This is a genomic window from Phenylobacterium sp. (genome assembly GCF_030680185.1).
Classification (GTDB): domain Bacteria; phylum Pseudomonadota; class Alphaproteobacteria; order Caulobacterales; family Caulobacteraceae; genus Phenylobacterium.
This window is the reverse complement of record NZ_JAUXVZ010000013.1, coordinates 1-22,801: the sequence shown is the minus strand read 5'-3', so window position 1 is coordinate 22,801 and position 22,801 is coordinate 1. Positions and strand designations below refer to the sequence as shown.

Genomic DNA, 22,801 nt, shown 5'->3' with positions numbered 1-22,801 from the left:
GCCCTTGTCCAGGCCCTCGGGACGGCCCGTCCCGCCGGCCACCAGGGTGGCGCCCTCGTCGATGCCCTTCTGGATCAGATCCTGGATCTTGTCCCACTGGGTCTTGGAGACCACCGGGCCCAGCATGGCGTTGCCGGTGGGCTCGCCCACCGTGACCTGGGCGGCGGCTTCCTTGGCCACCGCGATCGCCTCGTCCATACGCTTGGACGGCACGAGCATCCGGGTGGGCGCGTTACAGGACTGGCCGGAATTGGTCATGATCTGGCGCACGCCGCCGGCCACGCTCTTGGCGAAGACGTCGTCGTCCAGGACGATGTTCGGGCTCTTGCCGCCCAGTTCCTGGTGCACGCGTTTGACGGTCGGGGCGGCGTTCTTGGCCACCTCGATGCCGGCGCGGGTCGAGCCGGTGAACGACACCATGTCCACTTCCGGATGGGTCGAGAGCGGCACGCCGACGCCCAGGCCATCCCCATGGACCATGTTGAACACGCCAGCCGGCACGCCGGCCTCATGCATGATCTCGGCGAAGATTTGGCCGGTGAAGGGCGCTACTTCCGAAGGCTTCAGCACCATGGTGCAGCCGGTGGCGAGCGCCGGGGCGACCTTGCACATGATCTGGTTCAGCGGCCAGTTCCAGGGCGTGATGAAGCTGCAGACCCCGATCGGCTCCTTGACGATCATCGTCGTGCCGCGGTCTTCCTCGAACTTGAAGTCCTTGAGGATGCCGATGGCGGTGGCCAGGTGGCCCATGCCGGCCGGCACCTGGGCGCGCTGGGCCAGCGAGGCCGGGGCGCCCATTTCTTCGGTCACCGCATTGGCCAGGTCGCCGAAGCGCTTCTGGTACTCGGCCAGGACCCGCTGCATGACGTCCAGGCGCTCTTCGCGGGTGGTCTGCGACCAGGTGGCGAAGGCCTTGCGGGCGGCCTTCACGGCCTTGTCCACATCGGCCTCGGCGCCGAGCGCGATCTTGCCGGCGACCTCTTCATTGGCCGGATTGATGACGTCGAGAGTCTTGAGCGCCACCGGCTCGACCCACTGACCGTCGATATAGAATTTCAGATATTCGCGCATGCCGTCCTCCTGGACCCTAGATTTATCAGGCGCCGGCTCCACGGCGCGCCGTTTCAAACAAGCATTTTAGTGATCGACGTTCACCAAGGGAACATCAATCCGGCTGCGCGGGGTCCGCGCCTTGCCTGCCAACCCAAGGTGGCCCGCCTGAGGCCCGGCCGCAACCATGGCCGACGCCTTTCGCATTCCCATCGGCGCCGCCTTGGCTTGCGAGGCGGCGCGGGCCTCGTTAAAGCCCAGGAGTCTTGGTCCTGCGGACCCCTATCGTTTCCGGAGCTGTTCCATGGTCGCGATCTTCACCATCCTGGTCTTCCTGGTCGTCGTCGGCGCCATCAACTTCTACGAGTTCGGCCGGCTGGACTGATCGAATGATGCAGACCGGAGCCTCGGCGCTTGGTTGAGCCCCCGCGCGGGGCGGCCCTGGTCACCGGGGCGGCGCGCCGCATCGGGCGAGTCCTGGCGCTGAGCTGCGCCGACGCCGGCTTCGACGTGGCCATCCACTGCCGGGTGATCGACGACGACGCCGAATCCGTCGCCGCCCAGGTTCGGGCCAAGGGGCGCAAGGCCGCCCTGGTCACCAGCGACCTGCGCAAGGAATCGGAGACCGCCCCCCTGGTCAGCGCCGTCGAGGCCGAGCTTGGCCCCGTGACCCTGCTGGTCAATTGCGCCTCAGTCTTCGAGGAGGACGCCTTCGCCTCGATGAACCGGCACTCCTGGGATCTGCACATGGAGACCAATCTCCGCGGTCCCCTGGTTCTGGCCCAGGCCTTCGCCCGGCGGATCACCGGCCCCCGCCGCGGCCTGATCGTCAACATCCTGGACCAGCGCGTGTTGCGCACCCAGCCGGCCTTCTTCTCCTATTCCCTCAGCAAGGCCGCCCTGTGGGAGGCGACCCGCATGATGGCCCAGGCCCTGGCGCCGCAGATCCGGGTCAACGGCATCGGCCCGGGGCCGGTCCTGCCCTCCATCCACCAGGACGGCGAGGATTTTGCGCAGGAAGCCGCCGCCACCCTGCTGGCCCGCGCGGTCGACCCCGCCGAGATCGCCCAGGCCCTGCGCTACCTCATTGACGCTCCGTCAGTGACGGGCCAGATGATCGCCATAGATTCCGGTCAGCATCTGTCCTGACCCCCGCCGCAAAACCCTGGAAGGCGCGCCCTTGGTCCTGTCGCCCGTCACCGAACCCGACCAGCCCCAGGACGCCGGCGTCACCCGGGTGGTGGCCAGCAAGATCTTCGTCTCCGGCCTGAAGGTGGACGCCTTTGTCGGGATTTACGCCCACGAGCGCGGCCGCAGTCAGCCCTTGATCATCGATGTGGAGCTGGACGCCGCCATCGCCGGCGCCGAGCACCTGTCGGAGACGGTGAACTACGAACTGGTGGCCGAGGCCGCCCGCGCCCTGGTCGACACCGGCCATATCGGCCTGGTTGAGACCTTCGCCGAACAACTGGCCCGCGCCTGCCTCGCCGATCCTAGGGTCACCCGCGCCCGGGTGCGGGTGGACAAGCCCATGGCGCTGGCGCCCCATGCGGCCAGCGCCGGGGTCGAGGTCGTCCTCGTCCGGTCCTGAGCCATGACGACGGTCCACAGGGCCCGCATCTCCCCGCTGCTGCCCGTGACCGAATGGACGCTGGACGCCGGCGATCTGGTCGAGCGCCGCGGCGCGCGGGTTCGTCGCTTTCCCCTGTCCGGACTGCGCCGCCTGACCATCGCCGATGGCCTGGCCCAGGCCGACTTCGCCAAGGGCCGGGCGCGCATCCCCGCCCGCAGCTTCGCCTCTGGCCTGAAGCTGGAAAGGCGCGAGGACAGCTTCATCGCCCTGACCGAAGCCCTGGCCGCGCAAGCGACCGCCGCGGCGCCTCAGGTCCGGATGGGTCAGGCCCGACCGCAGGGCGCCGAGATGGTGATCTGGACCATCACGCTCTGCGGCGCTGGCGCCGTGGCGGTGCTTGGCGCCGCCGGCCTGATCGGGGCCTGGGCGCTGGGCCTGGCGCTGGCGGCGCGCCTGGTCTTTGTCCTGATCCTGGCTGCGGCGGTTCTGCCCTGGATCGGTCGGCCAGGGCGCATAACGACGAATTAAGGTGCTCGCGCGCGCCCGGCGCCCCAAGATCGCCTCGAACGCTTCAAGGAGCCAGAGATGAGCGACGTTGACGTCATGACCCCGGCCGCCCCCTCGGAGGACCGCACCATGCCTGCGGTGGTCTACGGGCTCTATCTGCTCGGCCTGGCCAACGGCATCACCATCCTCATCGGCCTGATCATCGCCTACGCCAATCGCGGCGGGGCCGGTCCGATGATGGCCAGCCACTACACCTTCCTGATCCGCACCTTCTGGCTTTCGATCGGCTGGTTCGTGATCGGCGGGGTGATGGTGCTGTTCGGCATTCCCCTCTCCATCGTGCTGATCGGCATTCCCGCCGTGATGCTGGGCGTGTTCATCATGGGCGCGGTCGGCGTCTGGTTCGCCGTGCGCTGCGTCCTGGGGGTCATCTATCTGGCCCGCGGCGAGGCCTATCCCCGTCCCAACAACTGGCTGATCTGAAGGCGCCGAACGCCCAGGGGCGTGGCGGCCAGGGGCTGACCGCCCGCCCCGGTCCCCCACGGGTTGCAACGGCTTGAGCCTGCAGGCATCCGGCAGGCAAGCTTGACCTTGACGAAGATGGGCTTGGGGGATCGCATGCTGGGTCGGATCATCGGACTTGTCTTGGCCCTGGCCCTCTGGGCTGTGGCCTATGTGATCCTCAATCCCGGCGGTCTCGACGGACAGATTCCCGCCGTGGCTCTGGGTGCCTTCGAGGGCGCCCGGCTGGGGGTCGGCGTCGCCGCCGGCCTGCTCGGGACGGCGATCGCCGCAGCCGCCCTGCTGCGCGCGCCGGAACGGCCCAAGGCCCGGGACCCGCTGGCCCCGCTGATCGACATCGCGCAGAGCCAGGACGCCGAGCGTGATCCGTCGGACGAACCCACGCCCTTCGCGACGCCGAGCCCGACGGCTGGTCTCCAGGCGCCGCCCCTGGACGCCGAACCTGCGCCCTTCCCCCTGGCGCTGGACACGGGCGTGCAACCGGCCCCGCCAATCGCCGTCCACGCCGAAGGCGCGCCCGAGCCCGCCGTCGCCGCCGCGCCGGTCGAGCCCGAACCGGAGCCCACGCCCGAACCCAGCGAGGCTCCGCCGCCGGACGACTTCGACGCGGCGCGCGCCGCCCTGCGACGGCACGCCCAGGACGAGGCCTGGGGCCCGGCGGCCCTGGCCCTACGGCGGGTCGGCGCCCTGGCGCAGGATGATCGCGAGCACGCCCTGGCCGCCCAGGACGCCGGCGACTTCGCTCGCGCCCAGGGCAAGACCGACGACGCCATCGAGGCCTATGACCTGGCCCTGGCCCATGCGCGGCTCACCGACCAGCCCGAGTTGATCGCCGACGCCCTGATCAATGTCGGCGACATGGCCTATGAGGAGCATCGTCTCGACGCGGCCGTGACCAGCTATGAGGCCGCCGTGGCCCTGCGCCGCGACGTAGCGCAAGGGGGAACCGCCGAGGCCCGCCGCGCCCTGTCCATCGCCCTGGAGCGGCTGGCCGACGCCCGCGAGGACCGGGGCCACCGCAGCCGGGCGCTCGATCTCTATCGGGAAAGCGAGGCCCTGGCCGCCGAACTGGCCCTGGCCGACGCCGGCCGCTATGGGGCGGACCTGGCCAGCACCCGCCAGCGGCTGGAAGAGCTGGAAGCCCGCATCCAGGCCTGAGTTGCGCGCCCAACGGAAAACGCCCCCTTCGCGCGGGCGAAGGGGGCGTTGGGTTCAGGTTCAAACCACGACCGATCAGGCCGGCTGGAGTTCCCGGCGGACCATCTTGGCGTAGTCGTCCATCAGGCTGAGCGAGATATTGCCCGGGGTGAAGTTGTACTCGCCGATCTGCGAGACCGGGGTCACCTCGGCCGCCGTGCCGACCACGAAGCATTCGGTGAAGCCAGCCAGTTCCTCCGGCTTGATGTGGCGCTCGACCACCTCGAAGCCCTTGGCCTTGGCGAGCGCAATCACCGACTGGCGGGTGATGCCGTTCAGGAAGCAGTCGGGGGTGGGCGTATGCAGCACCCCGTCCTTGACGAAGAACACGTTCGACCCGGTGCTCTCGGCCACATAGCCCCGATAGTCGAGCATCATGGCGTCAGTGTAGCCTTCCTTCTCCGCAGCGTGCTTGGAGATGGTGCAGATCATGTAGAGGCCGGTGGCCTTGGCGTGGACTGGCTCGGTCTCCGGCGAGGGCCGCTTGTACTTGGCCCAGCACATGCGGATGCCCTTGGCCTTCTCGGCCGGACTGAAATAGCTCGGCCATTCCCACACCGCGACGGCCACGTGGATCTTGGTGTCCTGGGCCGAGACGCCGATCATCTCCGAACCGCGCCAGGCGATGGGGCGGACATAGGCGTCGGTCAGGCCGTTCTTGGCGCAGGTGTCCTTGCAGGCCTGATCGATCTCGGCCACCGTGAACGGGATTTCGAAATCGAGGATTTCCGCCGACTTGAACAGGCGCTCGGTATGTTCGGTAAGCTTGTAGATCTCGCCGCCATACATCCGCTCGCCTTCGAACACCGCCGAGGAGTAGTGGAGGCCGTGCGTCAATACGTGCACCTTCGCCTCGCGCCAGGCCACGAACTGGCCATCCAGCCAGATCCATCCGTCGCGATCGTCAAAGGGAACGAGAGACATAGGCGTAGAGCCTCCTTTCAATGCGTCCCCCTTACAGCGCTGCAAGCCGCGCGCGTCAAACGAAATGGCGACGCCCTGGCATGGCGGCGCGCCCGCGAGCGGCCTATCCTGATCGCCGCGTTCACCGGGGAGCCCGCATGCGCATGAGCCTCGCCGAAACCTCTAGCCCCGCCCGGCATCTGCTGGTGGTCGACGACGATGATCGCATCCGTGATCTCTTGAAGGCCTTCCTCAGCCGCGAGGGTTATCGCGTCACCACGGCGTCCGGGGGCGAGGGCGCGCGGCGGCTGCTGGAGAGCCTGGACTTCGATCTGGCGGTGTTCGACGTGATGATGCCCGGCGAAGACGGCATGTCCCTGACCCGCTGGCTGCGCAGCCGCAGCGGGGCGGCCGGGCGCACGCCGGTCCTGATGCTGACCGCCCGCGGCGAGGCCGAGCACCGGATCGAGGGGCTGCAGGTCGGCGCCGACGACTATCTGGGCAAGCCCTTCGAGCCGCAGGAGCTGCTGCTGCGGATCGGCGCGATCCTGCGACGCACCGCCGAGCGGGCGCCGGGCGGCGCAGCCCTGTCGCTAGGCCTCTGCCGCTTCGATCCCGCGCGGGGCGAACTCAGCCAGGACGGAGCGCCCGTCCGCCTGACCGAAGGCGAGGCGGCCCTGCTGCGACGCTTGGCCCAGACCCCGCATGAACCCGTGGATCGCCTGGAACTGGCCCGCGACACGGTCGATCCCTCTGGCCGGGCGGTGGATGTGCAGGTCACCCGCCTGCGCCGCAAGATCGAGACGGACCCCAAGGCCCCCCGCTATCTCCAGACCGTCCGTGGGGTCGGCTATATGCTGGCGCCCGACTGATGCGCCTCAGGGTCACGCCCAGATATCTGACCAGACTGATCAAGCGCCAACTGCCGACCAGCCTGTTCGGCCGCTCCCTGCTGATCATCGTCCTGCCGGTCGCCTTGATGCAGGTGGCGGTGACCTGGATCTTCTTCGACGCCCACTGGGACACGGTGACCAGCCGCCTGTCCGATGGCCTGGCCGGGGAAGTAGCCTGGGCGGTCGAGGGGTATCAGGACGACAAGAGCCCCGAGGCCTTCGCCGTCCTGGCCCGGCGGGCCGAGGAATCCCTGAGCCTCTCCATCGTCCTGCAGGAGGGGCGGGTGCTGCCCCAGAACCGGCGCTACTCTTTCTTCGCCCCGGTCGATCGCGCCCTCAAGCGCGCCCTGGCCGAGCGGTTGGACGCCCCCTTCTGGTTCGACACCACCCGCTACCCCGCCTATGTGGACATCCGCGTGCAGGTGGATGAAGGCGTGCTGCGGGTCCTGGCGCCCCGGGACCGGGCCTTCGCCACCCAGGGGCACATCTTCATCCTCTGGATGACCGTGGCGACCCTGTTGCTGACCGCCGTGGCCATCCTCTTCATCCGCAACCAGACCCGGGCCATCGAGCGCCTGGCCTCGGCCGCCGACGCCTTCGGCCGCGGGGTGGACGATCAGGGCTTCAAGCCCCACGGCGCCCGCGAGGTCCGTCAGGCGGCCCACGCCTTCCTGTCCATGAAGTCGCGCATCCAGCGCCATATCGAACAGCGCACCGCCCTGCTGGCCTCGGTCAGCCACGACCTGCGCACGCCGCTCACCCGCCTGAAGCTGGAGCTCGCCCTGGCGCCGCCGGGCGCGCGCACCGCCGACATGAAGCGGGACCTGGCCGAGATGGAGCACATGATCGACGAGTATCTGGCCTTCGCCCGCGGCGAGGGCGGCGAGTCCGTCGAGGAGGTCGTGCTCGCCCCCCTGCTGGCCGAGGTGGCCGAAGGCGCGATCCGCGCCGGCGCCACGGTTCGGATCGAGGCGCCCGACGACCTGACCGCGCGGGTGCGGCCCAATGCCCTGAAGCGCGCGATCTCCAACCTGGTGATGAACGCCGCCGTGCATGGCGAGCGGGTGGAGATGATCGCGCGGCGCCTCCCCTCGGGCGGGGTCGAGATCGCCGTGGACGACGATGGCCCGGGCATTCCGGCCGCCCAGCACGAGGACGCCTTCAAGGCCTTCAACAGACTGGACGAGGCGCGCAATCAGAACATCAAGGGCGTGGGCCTGGGCCTGGCCATCGCCCGCGACGTGGCCCGCGGCCACGGCGGCGAGGTCCTGCTGGACCGCTCGCCCCTGGGCGGCCTGCGGGCGGCGATCCGGCTGCCGGCGTAAAGCCTCAGGCGCCCAGTTCGCGCGAACGCCGGGTCGCTGCGGCGACCGCCTGCTCCAGAAGCGGACCAAGTCCGCCCTCGCCCATCAGCACCTCCAGCGCCGCCTGGGTGGTGCCGCCCGGCGAGGTGACCTGCTTGCGCAGTTCGGCGGGCTCCTCGCCGCTGTCGGCCAGCAGGGCGGCGGCGCCGGCGATCGTGGCGCGGGCCAGGCGCTGCGCCTGCTCCGGCGGCAGGCCGGCCGCGCCGCCGGCGGCCTCGAGCGCCTCGACAAAGGCGTAGAGATAAGCCGGGGCCGAACCCGAGACCGCGGTCGCGGCGTGCATCAGGTCTTCGTCGGTGAGCTCGACCACCGCGCCGACGGCGGCGAACAGGGCCTTGGCCTGCGCGCCGGCCCTCGCATCGGTGGCGTAGAGGCTGGCCGTGCCCTGGCCGATGGCCGCGGCCGTGGTCGGCATGATCCGGGCGACAGCGCGCCCGCCGAAGGCCTTGGAAATCTCAGCCGCCGGCACGCCCGCGGCGATGGAGACGATGATCGCGTCGGCCGCCAGGGCCTGGCTCACCTCGCCCGCCGCCTCGCGCCAGAGCTGGGGCTTCACCGCCAGCAGGACAATCTCGGCCCGGCCCATGGCGGCCATATCAGGATCATGGCGGGCGCCGTCGGCGATCGCCGCCTTGGCTTCATCGCCGGGATAGGGATCGCGGATCATCAGATCGGCGGGCGACAGCAGGCCCGCACGACGCCATCCGGAAATCAGCGCCCCGCCCATACGGCCGGCACCCAGCATCAGCAATGGCCCCATCGGATCCTCCCTCGGTCTGCGACGGGAGGGTTCTAGCGAAGGGTTCCCAGGGGCGCGAGGCCCTCAGGCTTCGCCGACGGTCTCGAACATGCAGGCGGCCATGGCTTCGGCCGGGGTCTTGGCCCCGCGGACCATGAAGTCGAAGGCCGGGAAGAAGCGATCGGCGCCTTCCACCGCAATGTCGATCATGGCCGCAGCCTGGGACAGGCTGGGCCGCTCGGCGCTGGTCAGGGCCATGGCGTGGCGGAAGACGATCTCGCCCTCGTCCCACAGCTCGAAATGGCCAAGCCACAGGCGCTGGTTCACCAAGCCCACCAGTTCGTGAGCCGGCGCGCGCGCAGCCGTCTCCACCGTATGGCCCAGCGCCAGGCAGAGTTGCAGGCAGTCGGCCTCGGGCCGCCAGGCGAACCAGAGTTCGTAGTCCTTCCACTCGCCGGCCAGGGTGAAGGCCAGGTCGCCGTCTTCGGTGCGGTCGAATTCGAGGTTCTCGGCGGTCAGCACATGTTCGACGACATCGAGGGGATCGAGGCCGAGGATGATGTCTTCGTCGGGCTGGGGCATATCCATGGAACCCACGGTCCTTTCGCTGCGGTGGATCAGGCGCGAGGCCCGACCGACTCACCGGCAGTCATGAAACTAATCTGCTTCGCGGGCTTGCTGTCACCGGCTTCTTCCCGGGCGCGAGCCTCGTTCGCGTATTCGTGAACGCCCTGTTTCAGGCGTCGGAACCCTGTCCGCGCAGGGCGTCGAGCTCTCCGCGCAGGGCGGCCACCTCGGCCTTCAAGGCCTCGAACTCCTCGCGTCGGATCAAATCCAGTTCGGCCGCCGCGCGGTCGGCCTGGGCGCGAAAGGCCGACTTGGCCTCCTCGCTCGCAGCCTGGGCCATGCCCATGGCCGCCGTCGTCAGCTTGGCGATTTCGTCGAGGAAAGGGTTTTGGGTCTGCATCGTCGGCTCTAAAGCGCGGGACAGGCCGCCGCGCCCCCGCAATATGGGGCGCCGGGGGATGAATGCGAAGAGCTTCTCGGCTAAACAGGCGCGAATTGGCTGGAGAACTTGCCGGTGCCCTTCCCCGAATTCGATCCCGTTCTGATCCAGATCGGGCCCTTCGCCATCCGCTGGTACGCCCTGGCCTATGTCGCCGGGATCCTGATCGGCTGGCGCTATGTGGTGGCCATGGTGCGCAATCCGCGCCTGGCGCCCGCCCGCGGCCCGGCCGCCACGCCGGTCCAGATCGACGACCTGATCCTGTGGGTGACCCTGGGCATTATCGGCGGGGGCCGGCTGGGCTACATCCTGTTCTATACGCCTTCGGTGATCTGGACGAACCCGGTCGAGATCCTGCAGGTCTGGCACGGCGGCATGAGCTTCCACGGCGGCGCGCTTGGGGTGATCATCGCCATCATCGGCTTCTCCCGCGCCAATGGGGTGGATCTCCTGAGGCTCGGCGATCTGGTGGCGGCCTGCGCGCCCATCGGCCTGTTCTTCGGGCGCATCGCCAACTTCATCAACGGCGAGCTCTGGGGGCGGCCCACCGAAGCGCCCTGGGGGGTGATCTTCCCGGGCGCCGGACCCTATCCCCGCCATCCGAGCCAGCTCTATGAAGCCCTGCTCGAAGGGATCGCGCTCTTCATCATCCTGCGCATCGCCACCCACAGGGCGCACTGGCTGGAGCGCCGCGGCGCCGTGGCCGGCCTGTTCCTGATCGGCTATGCGGTGTTCCGCACCCTGGTGGAACAGGTGCGCGAGCCCGACAGCTACCTGCCTGACTTCCCGCTCGGCCTGACCATGGGGATGATGCTGAGCCTGCCCATGCTGCTGGGCGGCGCCTATCTGATCTGGCGCGGCCTGCGCGAACCCGTGCCGGAGCCGGTCGCCGCGGCCGAGACGCCGGCTCCGCCGCCGCCGGTGGGCCAGGATCCCAAGGATGACCCCTTCCGCATCCGCCCGGCTCCCGGCGCCGATGGACCTGCGTGAACGCCTGGCGGCCCAGATCGCCGCCACCGGACCGCTGAGCCTGGCCCAGTACATGACCATCTGCCTGCACGACCCGCAGGCGGGCTATTACGCCACCCGGCCTGGGCTTGGGGCGGACGGCGACTTCATCACCGCTCCGCTGGTCAGCCAGATGTTCGGCGAGCTGATCGGCCTGTGGGCCGCGGCGACCTGGCAGGCCATGGGATCGCCCTCGCCGTTCCGGCTGGTCGAGATGGGGCCTGGCGACGGAACCCTGATGGCCGACCTGTTGCGGGCCGGAGGCATTGTCCCTGGCTTTCTGGAGGCGGCCGATCTCTGGCTGGTCGAGGTCTCTGCGCCCCTGCGGGCGCTCCAGGCCGAACGCCTGGCGCAGGCTTCCGCCCAATGGGCCGACAGCCTGGACGGCGTGCCGGAGGGCGCGCCGATGATCCTTGTGGCCAACGAGCTTCTGGACTGTCTGCCGACCCAGCAGTTCGTGCGCACCGAGCAGGGCTGGGCCGAGCGCATGGTCGGCCTGAACGCGGCGGGCGAGCTGGTCTTCGGCCTTTCCAGCGCGCTGCCCCGCGAGGGCCGCGATGGCGAGGTGGGCGAGGTCTTTGAAACCTCGCCGGCCCAGCAGGCCCTGGGGGCGCAGATCGGCGCGCGGCTGGCGGCCGACGGCGGGGCGGCCCTGCTGATCGACTATGGCCCGGCGGCGGGCGAACCGAGCGGCGACACCTTTCAGGCGCTCCAAGGTCATGAAAAGGTCGATCCCCTGGCCTGTCCTGGTCAGGCGGACCTGACCTTCCATGCGGATTTCCTGGCCGTCGCGCAGGCGGCCCAGGCCGAGGGGGCCACCGCCGCGCCCCTGCTGACCCAGGCGGAGTTTCTGCGCCGCATGGGGATCGAGGCCCGGGCCCAGGCCCTGGCCGCAGCCCAGCCGGCGCGCGCCGCCCAGATCGGTCGACAATTCGACCGGCTGACCGCCCAGGATCAGATGGGCGCCCTTTTCAAGGTCCTGTGCCTGCATGGGTCAGGCCCTGCCCCTCCAGCCTTCGAGGCCGACGGATCATGACCGACGCTGTTGTTTCCCTGCCGGTGATCACCTCGCCCCTGTTGGAGGCCGCCGGCGTGCGCCACGCCTTCTTCACCCGTCAGGGCGGGGTCTCCACCGGCCTTTATACGTCTCTCAATGTGGGGCCGGGCTCAGGCGATTCCCCGGAGGATGTGGCCGAGAACCGTCGGCGGGCCGCCGCCCATTTCGGCCTCCCTCACGAGGCGCTCAACACCTGCCATCAGATCCATTCCGCCCGCGCCGAGATCGCCGAGCGCCCTTGGGGCGCGGCCCGGCCCGAGGCCGACGCCGTAGTGACCCGGACCCCGGACCTGATCTGCGCCGCCCTGGCCGCCGATTGCGCCCCCATCCTGCTGGCTGACCTCGCCTCTGGCGTCATCGCCGCCGCCCATGCCGGCTGGAAGGGCGCCCTGGGCGGAGTGGTCGCCGATACGGTCGCCAAGATGGAAAGCCTGGGCGCGCGGCGCGACGCCATCCTGGCCGCCGTCGGTCCCTGCATCGGGCCAAAGTCCTATGAGGTGGGCCTGGAATTCCTCGACCAATTCACGGCCGTCGATGGCGACAACGGGCGGTTCTTCGCCCCAGGCGAAACCCCGGACAAGCGCATGTTCGACCTGCCGGCCTTCGTGCTGGCTCAGCTCGCCGCCGCAGGGGTCGCCAAATGCGAATGGGTGGGCCGCGACACCTGCGCCGAGGCCGACCATTTCTTTTCCAATCGGCGCGCCTTTCACCTGGGCGAGGCCGACTATGGGCGGCTGCTGTCGGCCATCGTTCTGTAGCGCCGCCTCGCCAGGGGTTGCCGCGGGTCGGCCCCCTGGATTAAAGCCCGCCTGACCGACGCGGACCGACCTCGGGAGAATTCATGAAGCTGCTGGCGGGCAATTCAAACCAGGCTCTCGCCCAGGCCGTCTCCGACCACCTGGACATCCCCCTGACCAAGGCCCAGGTGAAACGGTTCGCCGACAACGAGGTCTGGGTGACCATCGACGAGAATGTCCGCGGCGAGGACGTCTTCGTCATCCAGTCCACCAGCTACCCGACCAACGACAATCTGATGGAGCTGCTGATCTGCATCGACGCGCTGAAGCGCGCCTCGGCCCGGCGGATCACGGCGGTGATGCCCTATTTCGGCTATGCCCGGCAGGATCGGAAGACCGGCGGCCGCACGCCCATCTCCGCCAAGCTGGTCTCCAACCTGATCACCCGCGCCGGCGCCGACCGGGTTCTGACCATGGATCTGCACTCGGGCCAGATTCAGGGCTTCTTCGACATCCCCACCGACAACCTGCTGTCGGCGCCCCTGCTGGCCAATGACATGAAGGCCCACTATCCCAAGCCCGACGAGCTGATGATCGTCTCGCCCGATGTGGGCGGCGTGGTTCGCGCCCTGGCCGTGGCCAGCCGCCTGAACGCCGAACTGGCCATTGTCGACAAGCGCCGCTCTGGCCCCGGCAAGAGCGAAGTGGCCAATATTATCGGCGATGTCGAAGGCCGCCGCTGCGTGCTGTTCGACGACATCATCGACGGGGGCGGCACCCTGTGCAACGCCGCCCAGGCCCTGGTGGACGGCGGCGCCTCGGAGGTTTCAGCCTATGTCACCCACGGGGTGCTGTCGGGCGCGGCCATCGAGCGGGTCGGCGCCTCGGTGCTGAAGGAGCTGGTGATGACCGACTCCATAAGCTCGCCCGAGCGGGCGGCCTCGGCCGACAAGATCCGTTACGTGAGCTGCGCGGCCCTGATCGGCGAGGCCATTCGACGCATCGCCAACGAAGAGTCTGTTTCCAAGCTCTTCGACTAGACAGGCTCGCCTGTGGCGGGAGGCCAGTGGTAGAGCTTGGTAAACAGTAGTTTACCAAGTTCGGGCCATGATCTCGCCGGACCGGACGTGCTATGTTCGGCGGCGTTTCGTTTAGGGATGAACCACCCATGAGCTCGGCCTTCAGCCTCCGCGGCGCTCTCACCGCGTTCGCTCTGATCGGCGCAACCGCCCTGGCAGGCTGCGCAGACCCCCAGCCCGAGCCGGTGGCGGCCCCGCCCCCGCCGCCCGTGGCCCTGGCCCCTTCGCTGATCGAACAGGCCAGCGCCTATCGATTCTATATGGCCCGGTCCTCGGCCATCTCGCCGGCCTTCGACGATGGGTCCGAGATCGCCGATTCGCTTAAGACCGGCGCCGCCTATGAGCCGATCCAGTTCCTGAAGGGCGCGGTGGCCTATGGCGCCGTGGCCGCCCTGCAGGACGCCGAGTTCGTCGCCGCGGTTCGCAGCTATTCGATCAATCCCGAGACGCGGAACAAGATGTTCGCCGATCTGGTGGCCGATCCCAACTACGCCGCCACCCTTCCCGGCGCCAAGGGCGCCGCGGGCCTGGTGATCGCGGCCTATGGGGCCGAGGGCAAGCGGCTGTTCGAGACCGGTTCGGCGGTCAAGCAGGCGGCCTATGACGTCCAGAAGACCAAATGGTCCAAGGCCGAGGTCGAGAACCGCGCCCTGCGCCTCTCGCAGGCCAAGGCCCTCTCGGCCACCCCGATTGTCGGCGAGCTGGAAGAGACCGCGCGCCTGCAGCAGGCCGCCATCGGCGCCGGCGTTCTGGAACTCTCGGCCGCGCCGGCCGAGCCCCCCTATAGCCGCATGGTGGCGCGCAGCCTGGCGGTCGCCGCCCTGGCCGTGCTGGGTGAGGCCGGCGAGAATCGCGCCGACCTGCTGACCGCCGTGATGGTCGAGCCTACCTCGGCCTCCTGCCTGAACATGGCCAAGCTCAACCTCTATCAGTGCCTGGCGGTGTCCAAGCCGCACTATGAGGACGTGTTCTGCCTGGGCCAGCACGCCCTGATGGACACCGGTCAATGCCTGATGAAGGGGGCCGGCCTGGCCGATCCCACCAAGGCTGCGGCCGTGGTCCAGGTGGCGGAAACCGGCGCGGTGTCGGAGACGGCGGCCGTTGCGGGCGCGAAAAAGCACTGAAGGCCTCCGCCGCCGTTGCAAGGCGGGCAACTTCTGTGTAATTACGCCCACCTTCCGATCCCCCCCAGGGATCGCGCCCTCGCCGCGCGGGTTCGCGCGGCGGTTTCGTTTTGAGGCAAGGCGATGGCCGATATCGTATTGAACGTTGAAGTTCGTGAGCAAACCGGCACCGGCGCCGCGCGCACTGTGCGCCGCAGCGGCAAGGTCCCTGGCGTGCTCTATGGCGGCGGCAAGGATCCTGTGGCGATCTCGGTTCCGGCCAATGAGTTCCGCAAGGCGCTCTACACCGGCAAGCTGCTGGGCCACCTGGTGACCCTGAAGTACGGCAAGGAAACCCAGCCGGTCATCGCCAAGGCGATCGACATGCATCCGGTGACCGACGAGCCGTGGCATTTCGACCTCTACCGGGTCGATGCGCACCAGCAGATCAAGATCTCGGTGCCCGTGCACTTCATCAACCATGAAGAATCGCCGGGCCTGAAGCGGGGCGGCACCCTCAACGTCGTGCGTCACGACGTCGAACTCTCCTGCCCGGCCGACGCCATTCCCGAAGAGCTGATCTTCGACCTGACCGGCCTCGAGATCGGCGACACCATCCGCATCTCGGGCTTCGACCTGCCCAAGGGCGTGGAAGCCACCGTCGATCGCGACTTCGTCATCGCCACCCTGGCCGGCACCTCGGCCCAAGCGGCGCAAGACGCTGCGGCCGACGCCGAGACCGCCGGTCCGACCGGCGAGACCGAGGCCTAAATCCTTTTCCGGTTCAGATGGCCTCATCTGAACCGGGCCAGGCCCGCCCTTGACGACGCTCCGCTTTCGGATCCGTCCACCGAGCGCCCATCTGTCGTGGAGGGTCGCATGCTGATCCTCACAGGCCTGGGCAATCCGGGCGGCCGCTATGCCGGCAACCGGCACAATGTCGGCGCCATGGCGGTCGACGAGATCGCCCGGCGCTGGTCCTTCGGCCCTGAGCGGTCACGCTTTCAGAGCCTGACCCGCGAAGGCGCCATCGAGACGCCGCAGGGTCCCGTTCGCACCCTGATCCTCAAGCCCCAGACCTATTACAACGACAGTGGCAACGCCGTGGGCGAGGCGCTGAAGTTCTACAAGCTCACCCCGTCAGACCTGGTCGTCTTCCATGACGAGATCGACCTGGCGCCAGGCCGCTTTCGCATGAAGGCCGGCGGCGGCGCAGCCGGCAACAATGGCATCCGCTCCATCACCGGCCAGGTCGGTCCCGACTTTCGCCGCGCCCGGCTCGGCGTCGGGCATCCCGGCCACAAGGAGCTGGTCCAGGGCCACGTGCTGTCGGACTTCCACAAGGTCGAGCAGGGCTGGCTGAGCGAACTCCTGCGGGCCTGCGCCGACGCCGCACCCCTGCTGGCGGCCGGCGAGGACGAGAAGTATCAGGCCGAGGTCATGCGTCTGGCCCCGGCCGACAAGGCCGACACCCGCCAGCAGCGCCAAGGCCGCGACGCGCCTTAAGGTCGTCGCGCTGACGACAATCCCGGCCGGCTCGGCTAAGACGGCCCCGGCTCCAATTCTCCGAGGACTCCATGGCTCTCAAAGTCGCCATCGTCGGCCTGCCCAATGTCGGCAAGTCCACCCTGTTCAATGCGCTCACCCAGACCGCGGCGGCCCAGGCGGCCAACTATCCGTTCTGCACCATCGAGCCCAATGTCGGCGACGTGGCCGTGCCAGAGCCCCGCCTGGAGGCGCTGGCCAAGGTGGCCGGCTCCAAGGAGATCATTCCGGCCCGCATCAACTTCGTCGATGTGGCCGGCCTCGTGCGTGGCGCCTCCAAGGGCGAGGGCCTGGGCAACCAGTTCCTGGCCAATATCCGCGACTGCGACGCCGTGGCCTTCGTCGCCCGCTGCTTCGTCAACGACGACATCACCCATGTCGAGGGCCGCATCGATCCCCTGGCGGACCTCGAGATCATCGAGACCGAGCTGATGCTGGCCGACCTGGAGAGCCTGGAGAAGCGGGTCAACAATCTCGATAAGCGCGCCAAGACCGGCGACAAGGAAAGCGCCAACACCCTGCGCCTGGTGAAGCTGGCCCTCGAAGAGCTGAACGCCGGCCGCCCGGCCCGCGTCGCCAAGATCTCCGAGGACGACGAAAAAGCCTGGCGGATGCTGCAGCTGCTGACCGCCAAGCCGACCCTCTATGTCTGCAATGTGGACGAGGGCGCGGCCGGGACCGGCAATGAAATGTCGGCCGCCGTCGCCGAGCGGGCCAAGCGCGACGACGCCGAGAGCGTGGTCATCTCCGCCCAGATCGAGAGCGAGATCGCCATGCTGGACGCCGCCGAGCGGGCGGAATTCCTGGAGACCCTCGGCCTCGAGGAGCCGGGCCTCAACCGCATGATCCGCGAGGCCTTCAAGCTGCTGGGCCTGCAGAGCTATTTCACCTGCGGCCCCAAGGAGACCCGGGCCTGGACGATTCCGGTCGGCGCCACGGCGCCCCAGGCCGCCGGCGTGATCCACACCGACTTCGAGAAGGGCTTCATCCGGGCCGAAACCATCGCCTACGAGGACTATGTGAAGTTCGGCGGCGAGTCCGGAGCCCGGGACGCCGGCAAGCTGCGCCAGGAAGGCAAGGAGTACGTCGTCCAGGACGGCGACGTGATGAACTTCCGGTTCAACGTCTAGGCGCCGTCGAGGGGGCGTGACAGGCGCCCGTCGGTGGCCCTAGGCTTGAGCCAAGGGAGAACACCAATGGGCGACACCATCACGTTGAAGAGCGCCGCCGACGGCTATGAGCTGTCGGCCTATCACGAGGCGCCGTTCACGCCGCGCAAGGGCGGCGTGATCGTGCTGCAGGAGATCTTCGGGGTCGACAAATATGTCCGCGCCGATGTCGAGCGCTGGGCCAAGGCCGGCTACGAGGCAATCGCCCCCAGCCTTTTCGATCGCCGCGAGCGGGGCTTTTCGGTGGGCCACGATTCCGAAGGCATGGCGGCGGGCATCGCCCATGCCCGGGCCACGCCCATGGAGCAGGCCCTGGCCGACATCGCCGCGGCCCGCGACTTCCTGGCCCCCCGCGGCAAGGTCTGCGTGGTCGGCTACTGCTATGGCGGCTCTCTCGCCTGGCTGAGCGCCGCCAAGGTCGAGGGGATCGCGGCCGCATCCAGCTATTACGGCAGCATGGTCAAGGCCAATGCCGAACTGCCGCTCGCCTGCCCGGTCATCGTCCATCTCGGCCACACCGATCCGGGCATCAAGGCCGATGAGGTCGAGGCTGCGGTCAAGGCCGCCCACCCCGAGGTCCCGGTCTATATCTATGAGGGCGCGGGCCACGGCTTCAACAATGAGAGCCCCGAGCGTTATCACGAAGAGGCCGCCGACCTCGCCCGCCTGCGCACCCGCGAACTGTTCGAAAGCGTATGAGCCGGGCCGGCGAGACGATCCAACTGGCGAGTCGCGCCGACGGCTTCACCTTCGACGCCTATCATGTCGCCCCCGGCGACGCCCGTCGGGGCGGCCTGGTGCTGATCCAGGAGATCTTCGGGGTCACCGACCATATCCGCGAGGTGGCCGATGGCTTCGCCGAGGATGGCTATGAGGTGATCGCGCCGGCCTTCTTCGACCGCCAGCAGCGCGGCTTCGAGGCGACCTATGAGCCCGACGACATGGCCAGGGCCATAGCCCTGTCCCAGGCCGCCCCCTGGGACCAGGTCGCAGGCGATGCTCAGAGCGCCATAGACGCCCTCTCAGGCCCGGTTTTCGTCGCCGGCTTCTGCTGGGGCGGAGCGGCGAGCTGGGCCGTGGCGGCCCGTTGTGAGGGCGTGGCGGCGGCCTCCTGCTTCTACGGCCGGCGGATCACCGAGCTGGTCGACGAGACGCCCCGCTGCCCAACCATCCTGCACTTCGGCAAGACCGACGCCTCGATCCCGATGGAACGGGTGGAGGAGATCCGGACCCGCCATCCGGATATTCCGGTGCACATGTACGACGCAGGCCACGGCTTCGCCTCGGACCGGCGCAAGGACTACCAGCCCGACGCCGCGCGTCTGGCCCGCCTGCGCACCCTGCAACTCTTCACGCGCAACGGCGGCGGCCGGGGTGAAGGCGCCTGAGGCTTCAGGCCCGAATGTAGGATCGCAGTCGCCGCCAGGCCGCCGCCTTCACCTCGAAGGGCTGGGTGAAGGCCGGGCTGCTGGACGGCAGGGCCACTAGGGCGAGGCCAGCGGCCTCGGCGAGCTGGGCGCGCCCCATGCGGGCGGCCGTGCCCCCGTTGAAGCCGATGGCGCAAAGCTTCGGCAGGCCCGCCGCCAGATCCTGGAGGGCGTTGGGCTGGGCGGCCTGGATGGCGCCGTCCAGGCTTCCCACGCGACGGGCCGCCTTGACCGTATCCCAGAGGCCAATCCCGCGCCGCAGCAGGTGGGCCAGCCGATCGTCGTAGGCGTCCGGCATCTGACTTTCGGTCACCGTCGCCATCAGCCGCCAGAACTGGTTGCGGGGATTGGCGTAGTACTGGCCTCGCTGAAGAGACATTTCGCCGGGCAGGCTGCCGAGGATCAGCAGCCGGGTGTCGGCGTCCACAACCGGGGGAAAGGACGACTTCAGCGCCGCCTCCAGGGCCTTCTCGGCGGACGGACGGGACGCCAACGCCTATTCGCCCTCGAAGGCCACCAGGGTCGAGACCGGAACGCCGGCCGCCGCCAGCCGCGCCGCCCCGCCCAGGTCGGGCAGGTCGACCACGAAGGCCGCCGCGACGATCTCCGCCCCGCCCTGCCGCAGCAGATCCACCGCGGCCAGGGCGGTGCCGCCGGTGGCGATCAGGTCGTCCACCAGCATGACGCGCTCGCCTGTCATGAAGGCGTCCAGATGCACCTCCAGGGCGTCGGAGCCATATTCCAGCGCGTATTCCACCGACCGGGTCTTGTGCGGCAGCTTGCCCTTCTTTCGCAGGGGCACGAAGCCGGCCGACAGCTGGTGGGCCACGGCGCCGCCCAGGATGAAGCCGCGGGCCTCGATCCCGGCCACCTTGTCGATCTTCAGCCCCGCGAACGGCTGGACCAGTTCATCCACCGCTTGGCGGAAGGCCCGGGCGTCGGCCAGCAGGGTGGTGATGTCGCGAAACTGGATGCCGGGCTTGGGATAGTTGGGAATGGTGCGGATGGTTGATCTAAGGTCCAAGGTCTCGCTCCCGCCCGGGCGGCCGCGCGCGCGGCCCAGTGCGACGGTTATCGCCGAGGCGGCCGGCCTTGGCTATGGTCGGCGCCCGGCGGCCAGGCTGGTCGTGTGTGAGACGCCCGATGATCGTCCCGAATGTGTGGTCCCTCGCCGCGGTCCTCGCCCTGGCGCCAGCGCTGGCCACGGCCGCGCCGCTGGCCTGCTGGTACGAGCACGGCGTGATCGTGGCGCCGGCCAATGTCGCAGGCGCGGCCGGCGACTACATCCTGGACACCGGCGCCGCCCGCACAGAACTGCATGACACCCGCGCCCAGGGCATGGGTCTGAGCGGCGACTCTGCGCATGGCGACGTGGACATCGGCGGCTTCCGCTTTCCCGACCGCGACCTGGCGATCGTCAGCCAGGACGCGCGCACCTACGCCTTCCCCACCCCCATCGCCGGCGTCATCGGGGCCGACGTGCTGAGGGCGGTGATCGTGGACGTCGATTTCCGACCCTGCCGGGTCGAGCTTCATGCGCCCGCCGAGGCGCCGGCGCCCGGGCGCGGCGCGGCGCCCCAGGCGCTGCAATGGGCGGCTGGACGGCCGGTCGTAACCGCCGCGCTCAGCGATGGACGGACGTCGCGGCGCATCAGCCTGGCGGCCTCCACCGGCCTCGCCGCCGCCGTGCGCCTGGCGCCGGGCGAGGTCGACCTCACGGGCGTGTCCGAGCCGGAGTCCCTCGCGCCCTTCGAGACGCGCCGCGCCGACCTGCGCGCCCTGTCCATGGGCGGCGAACTCTTCGAGACCCTGAAAGTCGGGCTGAGCGGGGACGAGGTCAGCGCCGTCGGCCCCGGCGTCCTGCAGCGCTGGCGGCTTCGCTTCAATTTCCCTGCCGGGCGCATTTTGCTGATCCCGGCAGAGCGCCCATGAAAAAGCCCGCCGGAGCGATCCGGCGGGCTGATCATGGTGCGGGCGCGCGCCCTTAGTGGGCGACGTTGCGCCAGATGCGGCGGTAGCTCGCATAGAGCAGGCCGGCGAAGATCACGAGGTAGATCATCGCCCCGAAGCCGAAGGCCTTGCGCTCTTCCATCTTGGGCTCAGCGGCCCAGGCCAGGAAGGCCGCGACGTCCTTGGCCTGCTGATCGATGGTCGATGGCGTGCCGTCGTCGAAGGTCACCTTGTCCGGCGCCAGCTGCGGCGGCATGGCGATGAAGCCCCCGGGGGGCGCATGGCCTTCACCCGTCCAGAACGGCGTCGTGTCGCCGGCCATATAGGGATTGTAATACTGGCCCGGCGCCACCTGCAGGCCAGCCGGCGGATCGCGATAGCCGGACATCAGCGAGTAGATGTAGTCGGCCCCATGGTGACGCGCCTTGGCGATCACCGACAGGTCCGGCGGCAGGGCCCCGCCATTGCCCGCCCGCGCCGCCGCCTCATTGGGGAAGGGGTTGGGGAAGGCGTCGGCCGAGGTGCCGGGGCGCTGGATCACGTCACCGGTTTCGGAGTCGATGTCGTTGATCTGATATTCCGCCGCGATGGTCTTCACGTACGGGTTGTCGTTGGGGTTGCTGTAGTTCGGATCGTAGAAGGGCCCGCCCTTCTGGCCGAGGTTCCGGAACGACATCAGGTCCATGCTGTGGCAGGCCGCGCAGACCTCCCGATAGACCTTGTAGCCGCGCTGCAGCTGAGCCTGATCGAACTTGCCGAACGGGCCTTTGAAGCTGAAGTCCACGTGCTTGGGGGTCGCAGCCTCCCCGGCGGCGAGCGCGGGGCCGCCCACCAGGGCCAGGCCGAGCGCGGCCAGAGCGATACCTTTACGCAGCATCTGGGCTCAACCCTTCTTTTCAGGCGCAGCGGTCGCGCCGGCCGGCGTGCTCGCCGGATGGGACAGGACAGGCGTGGAGATCGATTCCGGCTGGGGCAGCGGCGTCTCGGTGAGGCCAAGCAGCGGCAGGATCACCAGGAAGTAGCCGAAGTAGTAGAGCGTGGCCAAGCGCGACAGCCAGACCATGCTGTTCAGGTCGGCGTCGATCAGGGTGAACGTCGAAAGCCCGGGGATCACGTGGTTGTCGGGAAGCTGGCCGCCGCAATAGCCGAGCACGAGGCAGGCCAGGACGAAGATCAGGAAGTATAGCTTGCCCGTCGGCCGGTAGCGCATGGAGCGCACCTTGGACGTGTCGAGCCAGGGCAGGACGAACAGCACCGCAATGGCGCCGAACATCAGGATCACGCCGCCGAGCTTGTCAGGCACCGCCCGCAGGATCGCGTAGAACGGCAGGAAGTACCATTCGGGCACGATGTGGGTCGGTGTCACCAGCGGGTTGGCCGGGATGTAGTTGTCGGCGTGGCCCAGCGCGTTCGGATTGTAGAACAGGAAGCTGGCGAACAGGATCAGGAACAGCACGATCGCGAAGCCGTCCTTCACCGTATAGTACGGGTGGAAGGGCACGGTGTCGGCCTTGGACTTCACGTTCACGCCGGTCGGGTTGTTGTTCCCCGGCACGTGGAGCGCCCAGATGTGCAGGCCAACGACGCCGGCGATCATGAACGGCAGCAGGAAGTGCAGCGAGAAGAAGCGGTTCAGCGTGGCGTTGTCCACCGCGAACCCGCCCCACAGCCAGGTGGTGATGGCCTCGCCCACGATCGGCAGGGCGCCGAACAGGTTGGTGATCACGACCGCGCCGTGGAAGCTCATCTGACCCCAGGGCAGGACGTAGCCCATGAAGGCGGTGGCCATCATCAGCAGGTAGATGATGCAGCCCAGGATCCACAGCACCTCGCGGGGCGCCTTGTAGGACCCGTAATAGAGGCCGCGGAACATGTGGATGTAGACCGCGATGAAGAACATCGAGGCCCCGTTGGCGTGCATGTAGCGCACCAGCCAGCCGTAGTTCACGTCGCGCATGATGCGCTCGACCGA

27 protein-coding genes and 1 pseudogene are annotated in these 22,801 nt (G+C 68.9%); 19 read left to right on the top strand and 9 right to left on the bottom strand.

Annotated features, from left to right (window positions below; all coding sequences use genetic code 11):
• The coding region (locus tag Q8L83_RS02960; protein ID WP_305284656.1) for an aldehyde dehydrogenase family protein at positions 1-1,071 on the bottom strand (1,071 nt) is incomplete at its 3' end.
• 166 nt (positions 1,072-1,237) lie between these two features.
• Here Q8L83_RS02960 and Q8L83_RS02955 point away from each other — a divergent pair.
• The 6 genes from Q8L83_RS02955 to Q8L83_RS02930 all read left to right on the top strand — a co-directional run bounded on the left by Q8L83_RS02955 (position 1,238) and on the right by Q8L83_RS02930 (position 4,810).
• Complete coding sequence (locus Q8L83_RS02955; RefSeq protein WP_305284655.1) at positions 1,238-1,435, top strand: hypothetical protein; 198 nt, start codon at positions 1,238-1,240, stop codon at positions 1,433-1,435.
• Positions 1,436-1,464: 29 nt separating this feature from the next.
• Positions 1,465-2,199, top strand: a complete 735-nt coding sequence (locus Q8L83_RS02950) for an SDR family oxidoreductase (RefSeq protein ID WP_305284654.1) — start codon at positions 1,465-1,467, stop codon at positions 2,197-2,199.
• 37 nt (positions 2,200-2,236) lie between these two features.
• Entirely contained in the window at positions 2,237-2,641 is a 405-nt protein-coding gene (folB, locus tag Q8L83_RS02945; RefSeq protein WP_305284658.1) for a dihydroneopterin aldolase, read from the top strand.
• A gap of 3 nt (positions 2,642-2,644) precedes the next feature.
• Complete coding sequence (locus tag Q8L83_RS02940; protein ID WP_305284653.1) at positions 2,645-3,151, top strand: hypothetical protein; 507 nt, start codon at positions 2,645-2,647, stop codon at positions 3,149-3,151.
• Between the two features lie 57 nt (positions 3,152-3,208).
• Entirely contained in the window at positions 3,209-3,613 is a 405-nt protein-coding gene (locus Q8L83_RS02935; RefSeq protein ID WP_305284652.1) for a hypothetical protein, read from the top strand.
• 102 nt (positions 3,614-3,715) lie between these two features.
• Positions 3,716-4,810, top strand: coding sequence for a tetratricopeptide repeat protein (locus tag Q8L83_RS02930; protein WP_305284651.1), 1,095 nt, complete (start codon positions 3,716-3,718; stop codon positions 4,808-4,810).
• Positions 4,811-4,885: 75 nt separating this feature from the next.
• On the opposite strand, the gene Q8L83_RS02925 is transcribed toward Q8L83_RS02930, so the two are convergent.
• Positions 4,886-5,773: a branched-chain amino acid aminotransferase gene (locus tag Q8L83_RS02925; RefSeq protein ID WP_305284650.1), complete on the bottom strand. Its 888-nt coding sequence runs from the start codon at positions 5,771-5,773 to the stop codon at positions 4,886-4,888.
• 143 nt (positions 5,774-5,916) lie between these two features.
• Between Q8L83_RS02925 and Q8L83_RS02920 the strand changes: the two genes are divergently transcribed.
• Both Q8L83_RS02920 and Q8L83_RS02915 read left to right on the top strand, forming a co-directional pair.
• Complete coding sequence (locus Q8L83_RS02920) at positions 5,917-6,624, top strand: response regulator (protein ID WP_305284649.1); 708 nt, start codon at positions 5,917-5,919, stop codon at positions 6,622-6,624.
• A complete protein-coding gene (locus tag Q8L83_RS02915; protein ID WP_305284648.1) occupies positions 6,624-7,970 on the top strand; it encodes an ATP-binding protein in 1,347 nt (448 codons plus the stop codon). Before Q8L83_RS02920 ends, Q8L83_RS02915 begins: the two co-directional genes overlap by 1 nt.
• 4 nt (positions 7,971-7,974) lie before the next feature.
• On the opposite strand, the gene proC is transcribed toward Q8L83_RS02915, so the two are convergent.
• The 3 genes from proC to Q8L83_RS02900 all read right to left on the bottom strand — a co-directional run bounded on the left by proC (position 7,975) and on the right by Q8L83_RS02900 (position 9,715).
• Complete coding sequence (proC, locus tag Q8L83_RS02910; RefSeq protein WP_305284647.1) at positions 7,975-8,769, bottom strand: pyrroline-5-carboxylate reductase; 795 nt, start codon at positions 8,767-8,769, stop codon at positions 7,975-7,977.
• Positions 8,770-8,832: 63 nt separating this feature from the next.
• Entirely contained in the window at positions 8,833-9,336 is a 504-nt protein-coding gene (locus Q8L83_RS02905) for a YbjN domain-containing protein (protein WP_305284646.1), read from the bottom strand.
• Between the two features lie 148 nt (positions 9,337-9,484).
• The gene (locus tag Q8L83_RS02900; RefSeq protein ID WP_305284645.1) at positions 9,485-9,715 is read right to left on the bottom strand and encodes an accessory factor UbiK family protein; all 231 of its coding nucleotides are present in this window, start codon (positions 9,713-9,715) and stop codon (positions 9,485-9,487) included.
• Positions 9,716-9,829: 114 nt separating this feature from the next.
• Here Q8L83_RS02900 and lgt point away from each other — a divergent pair.
• The 10 genes and pseudogenes from lgt to Q8L83_RS02850 all read left to right on the top strand — a co-directional run.
• Positions 9,830-10,663, top strand: a pseudogene (gene lgt, locus Q8L83_RS02895) (prolipoprotein diacylglyceryl transferase); the annotation flags it as partial.
• Between the two features lie 67 nt (positions 10,664-10,730).
• Positions 10,731-11,798, top strand: a complete 1,068-nt coding sequence (locus Q8L83_RS02890) for a class I SAM-dependent methyltransferase (protein WP_305284657.1) — start codon at positions 10,731-10,733, stop codon at positions 11,796-11,798.
• Positions 11,795-12,577: a peptidoglycan editing factor PgeF gene (pgeF, locus tag Q8L83_RS02885; protein WP_305284644.1), complete on the top strand. Its 783-nt coding sequence runs from the start codon at positions 11,795-11,797 to the stop codon at positions 12,575-12,577. The genes Q8L83_RS02890 and pgeF overlap by 4 nt, the downstream gene beginning before the upstream one ends.
• Before the next feature lie 83 nt (positions 12,578-12,660).
• On the top strand, positions 12,661-13,596 hold the full coding sequence (locus Q8L83_RS02880) for a ribose-phosphate pyrophosphokinase (protein ID WP_300572532.1): 936 nt from the start codon (positions 12,661-12,663) through the stop codon (positions 13,594-13,596).
• A gap of 128 nt (positions 13,597-13,724) precedes the next feature.
• Positions 13,725-14,759 carry a hypothetical protein gene (locus tag Q8L83_RS02875; protein ID WP_305284643.1) on the top strand — a complete coding sequence of 345 codons (1,035 nt, stop codon included), beginning with the start codon at positions 13,725-13,727 and terminating at the stop codon, positions 14,757-14,759.
• A 123-nt stretch (positions 14,760-14,882) separates the two neighbouring features.
• Entirely contained in the window at positions 14,883-15,509 is a 627-nt protein-coding gene (locus Q8L83_RS02870) for a 50S ribosomal protein L25/general stress protein Ctc (RefSeq protein ID WP_305284642.1), read from the top strand.
• A gap of 108 nt (positions 15,510-15,617) precedes the next feature.
• Complete coding sequence (gene pth / locus Q8L83_RS02865) at positions 15,618-16,244, top strand: aminoacyl-tRNA hydrolase (protein ID WP_305284641.1); 627 nt, start codon at positions 15,618-15,620, stop codon at positions 16,242-16,244.
• Positions 16,245-16,315: 71 nt separating this feature from the next.
• Entirely contained in the window at positions 16,316-17,413 is a 1,098-nt protein-coding gene (gene ychF, locus Q8L83_RS02860) for a redox-regulated ATPase YchF (RefSeq protein ID WP_305284640.1), read from the top strand.
• A gap of 66 nt (positions 17,414-17,479) precedes the next feature.
• A complete protein-coding gene (locus tag Q8L83_RS02855) occupies positions 17,480-18,151 on the top strand; it encodes a dienelactone hydrolase family protein (protein WP_305284639.1) in 672 nt (223 codons plus the stop codon).
• On the top strand, positions 18,148-18,840 hold the full coding sequence (locus Q8L83_RS02850) for a dienelactone hydrolase family protein (protein ID WP_305284638.1): 693 nt from the start codon (positions 18,148-18,150) through the stop codon (positions 18,838-18,840). Before Q8L83_RS02855 ends, Q8L83_RS02850 begins: the two co-directional genes overlap by 4 nt.
• Positions 18,841-18,844: 4 nt before the next feature.
• Here the strand turns inward: Q8L83_RS02850 and Q8L83_RS02845 are convergent, their stop codons facing one another.
• A complete protein-coding gene (locus Q8L83_RS02845; protein WP_305284637.1) occupies positions 18,845-19,372 on the bottom strand; it encodes a DNA-deoxyinosine glycosylase in 528 nt (175 codons plus the stop codon).
• Positions 19,373-19,375: 3 nt separating this feature from the next.
• Positions 19,376-19,903, bottom strand: a complete 528-nt coding sequence (locus Q8L83_RS02840; protein ID WP_305284636.1) for an adenine phosphoribosyltransferase — start codon at positions 19,901-19,903, stop codon at positions 19,376-19,378.
• Between the two features lie 119 nt (positions 19,904-20,022).
• On the opposite strand from Q8L83_RS02840, the gene Q8L83_RS02835 reads away from it, so the two are divergent.
• Positions 20,023-20,811 carry a hypothetical protein gene (locus Q8L83_RS02835; protein ID WP_305284635.1) on the top strand — a complete coding sequence of 263 codons (789 nt, stop codon included), beginning with the start codon at positions 20,023-20,025 and terminating at the stop codon, positions 20,809-20,811.
• 52 nt (positions 20,812-20,863) lie between these two features.
• On the opposite strand, the gene Q8L83_RS02830 is transcribed toward Q8L83_RS02835, so the two are convergent.
• Positions 20,864-21,706: a cytochrome c1 gene (locus Q8L83_RS02830; protein ID WP_305284634.1), complete on the bottom strand. Its 843-nt coding sequence runs from the start codon at positions 21,704-21,706 to the stop codon at positions 20,864-20,866.
• Between the two features lie 6 nt (positions 21,707-21,712).
• Positions 21,713-22,801: cytochrome b N-terminal domain-containing protein (locus Q8L83_RS02825; protein ID WP_305284633.1), on the bottom strand; the 1,089-nt coding region annotated here is incomplete at its 5' end.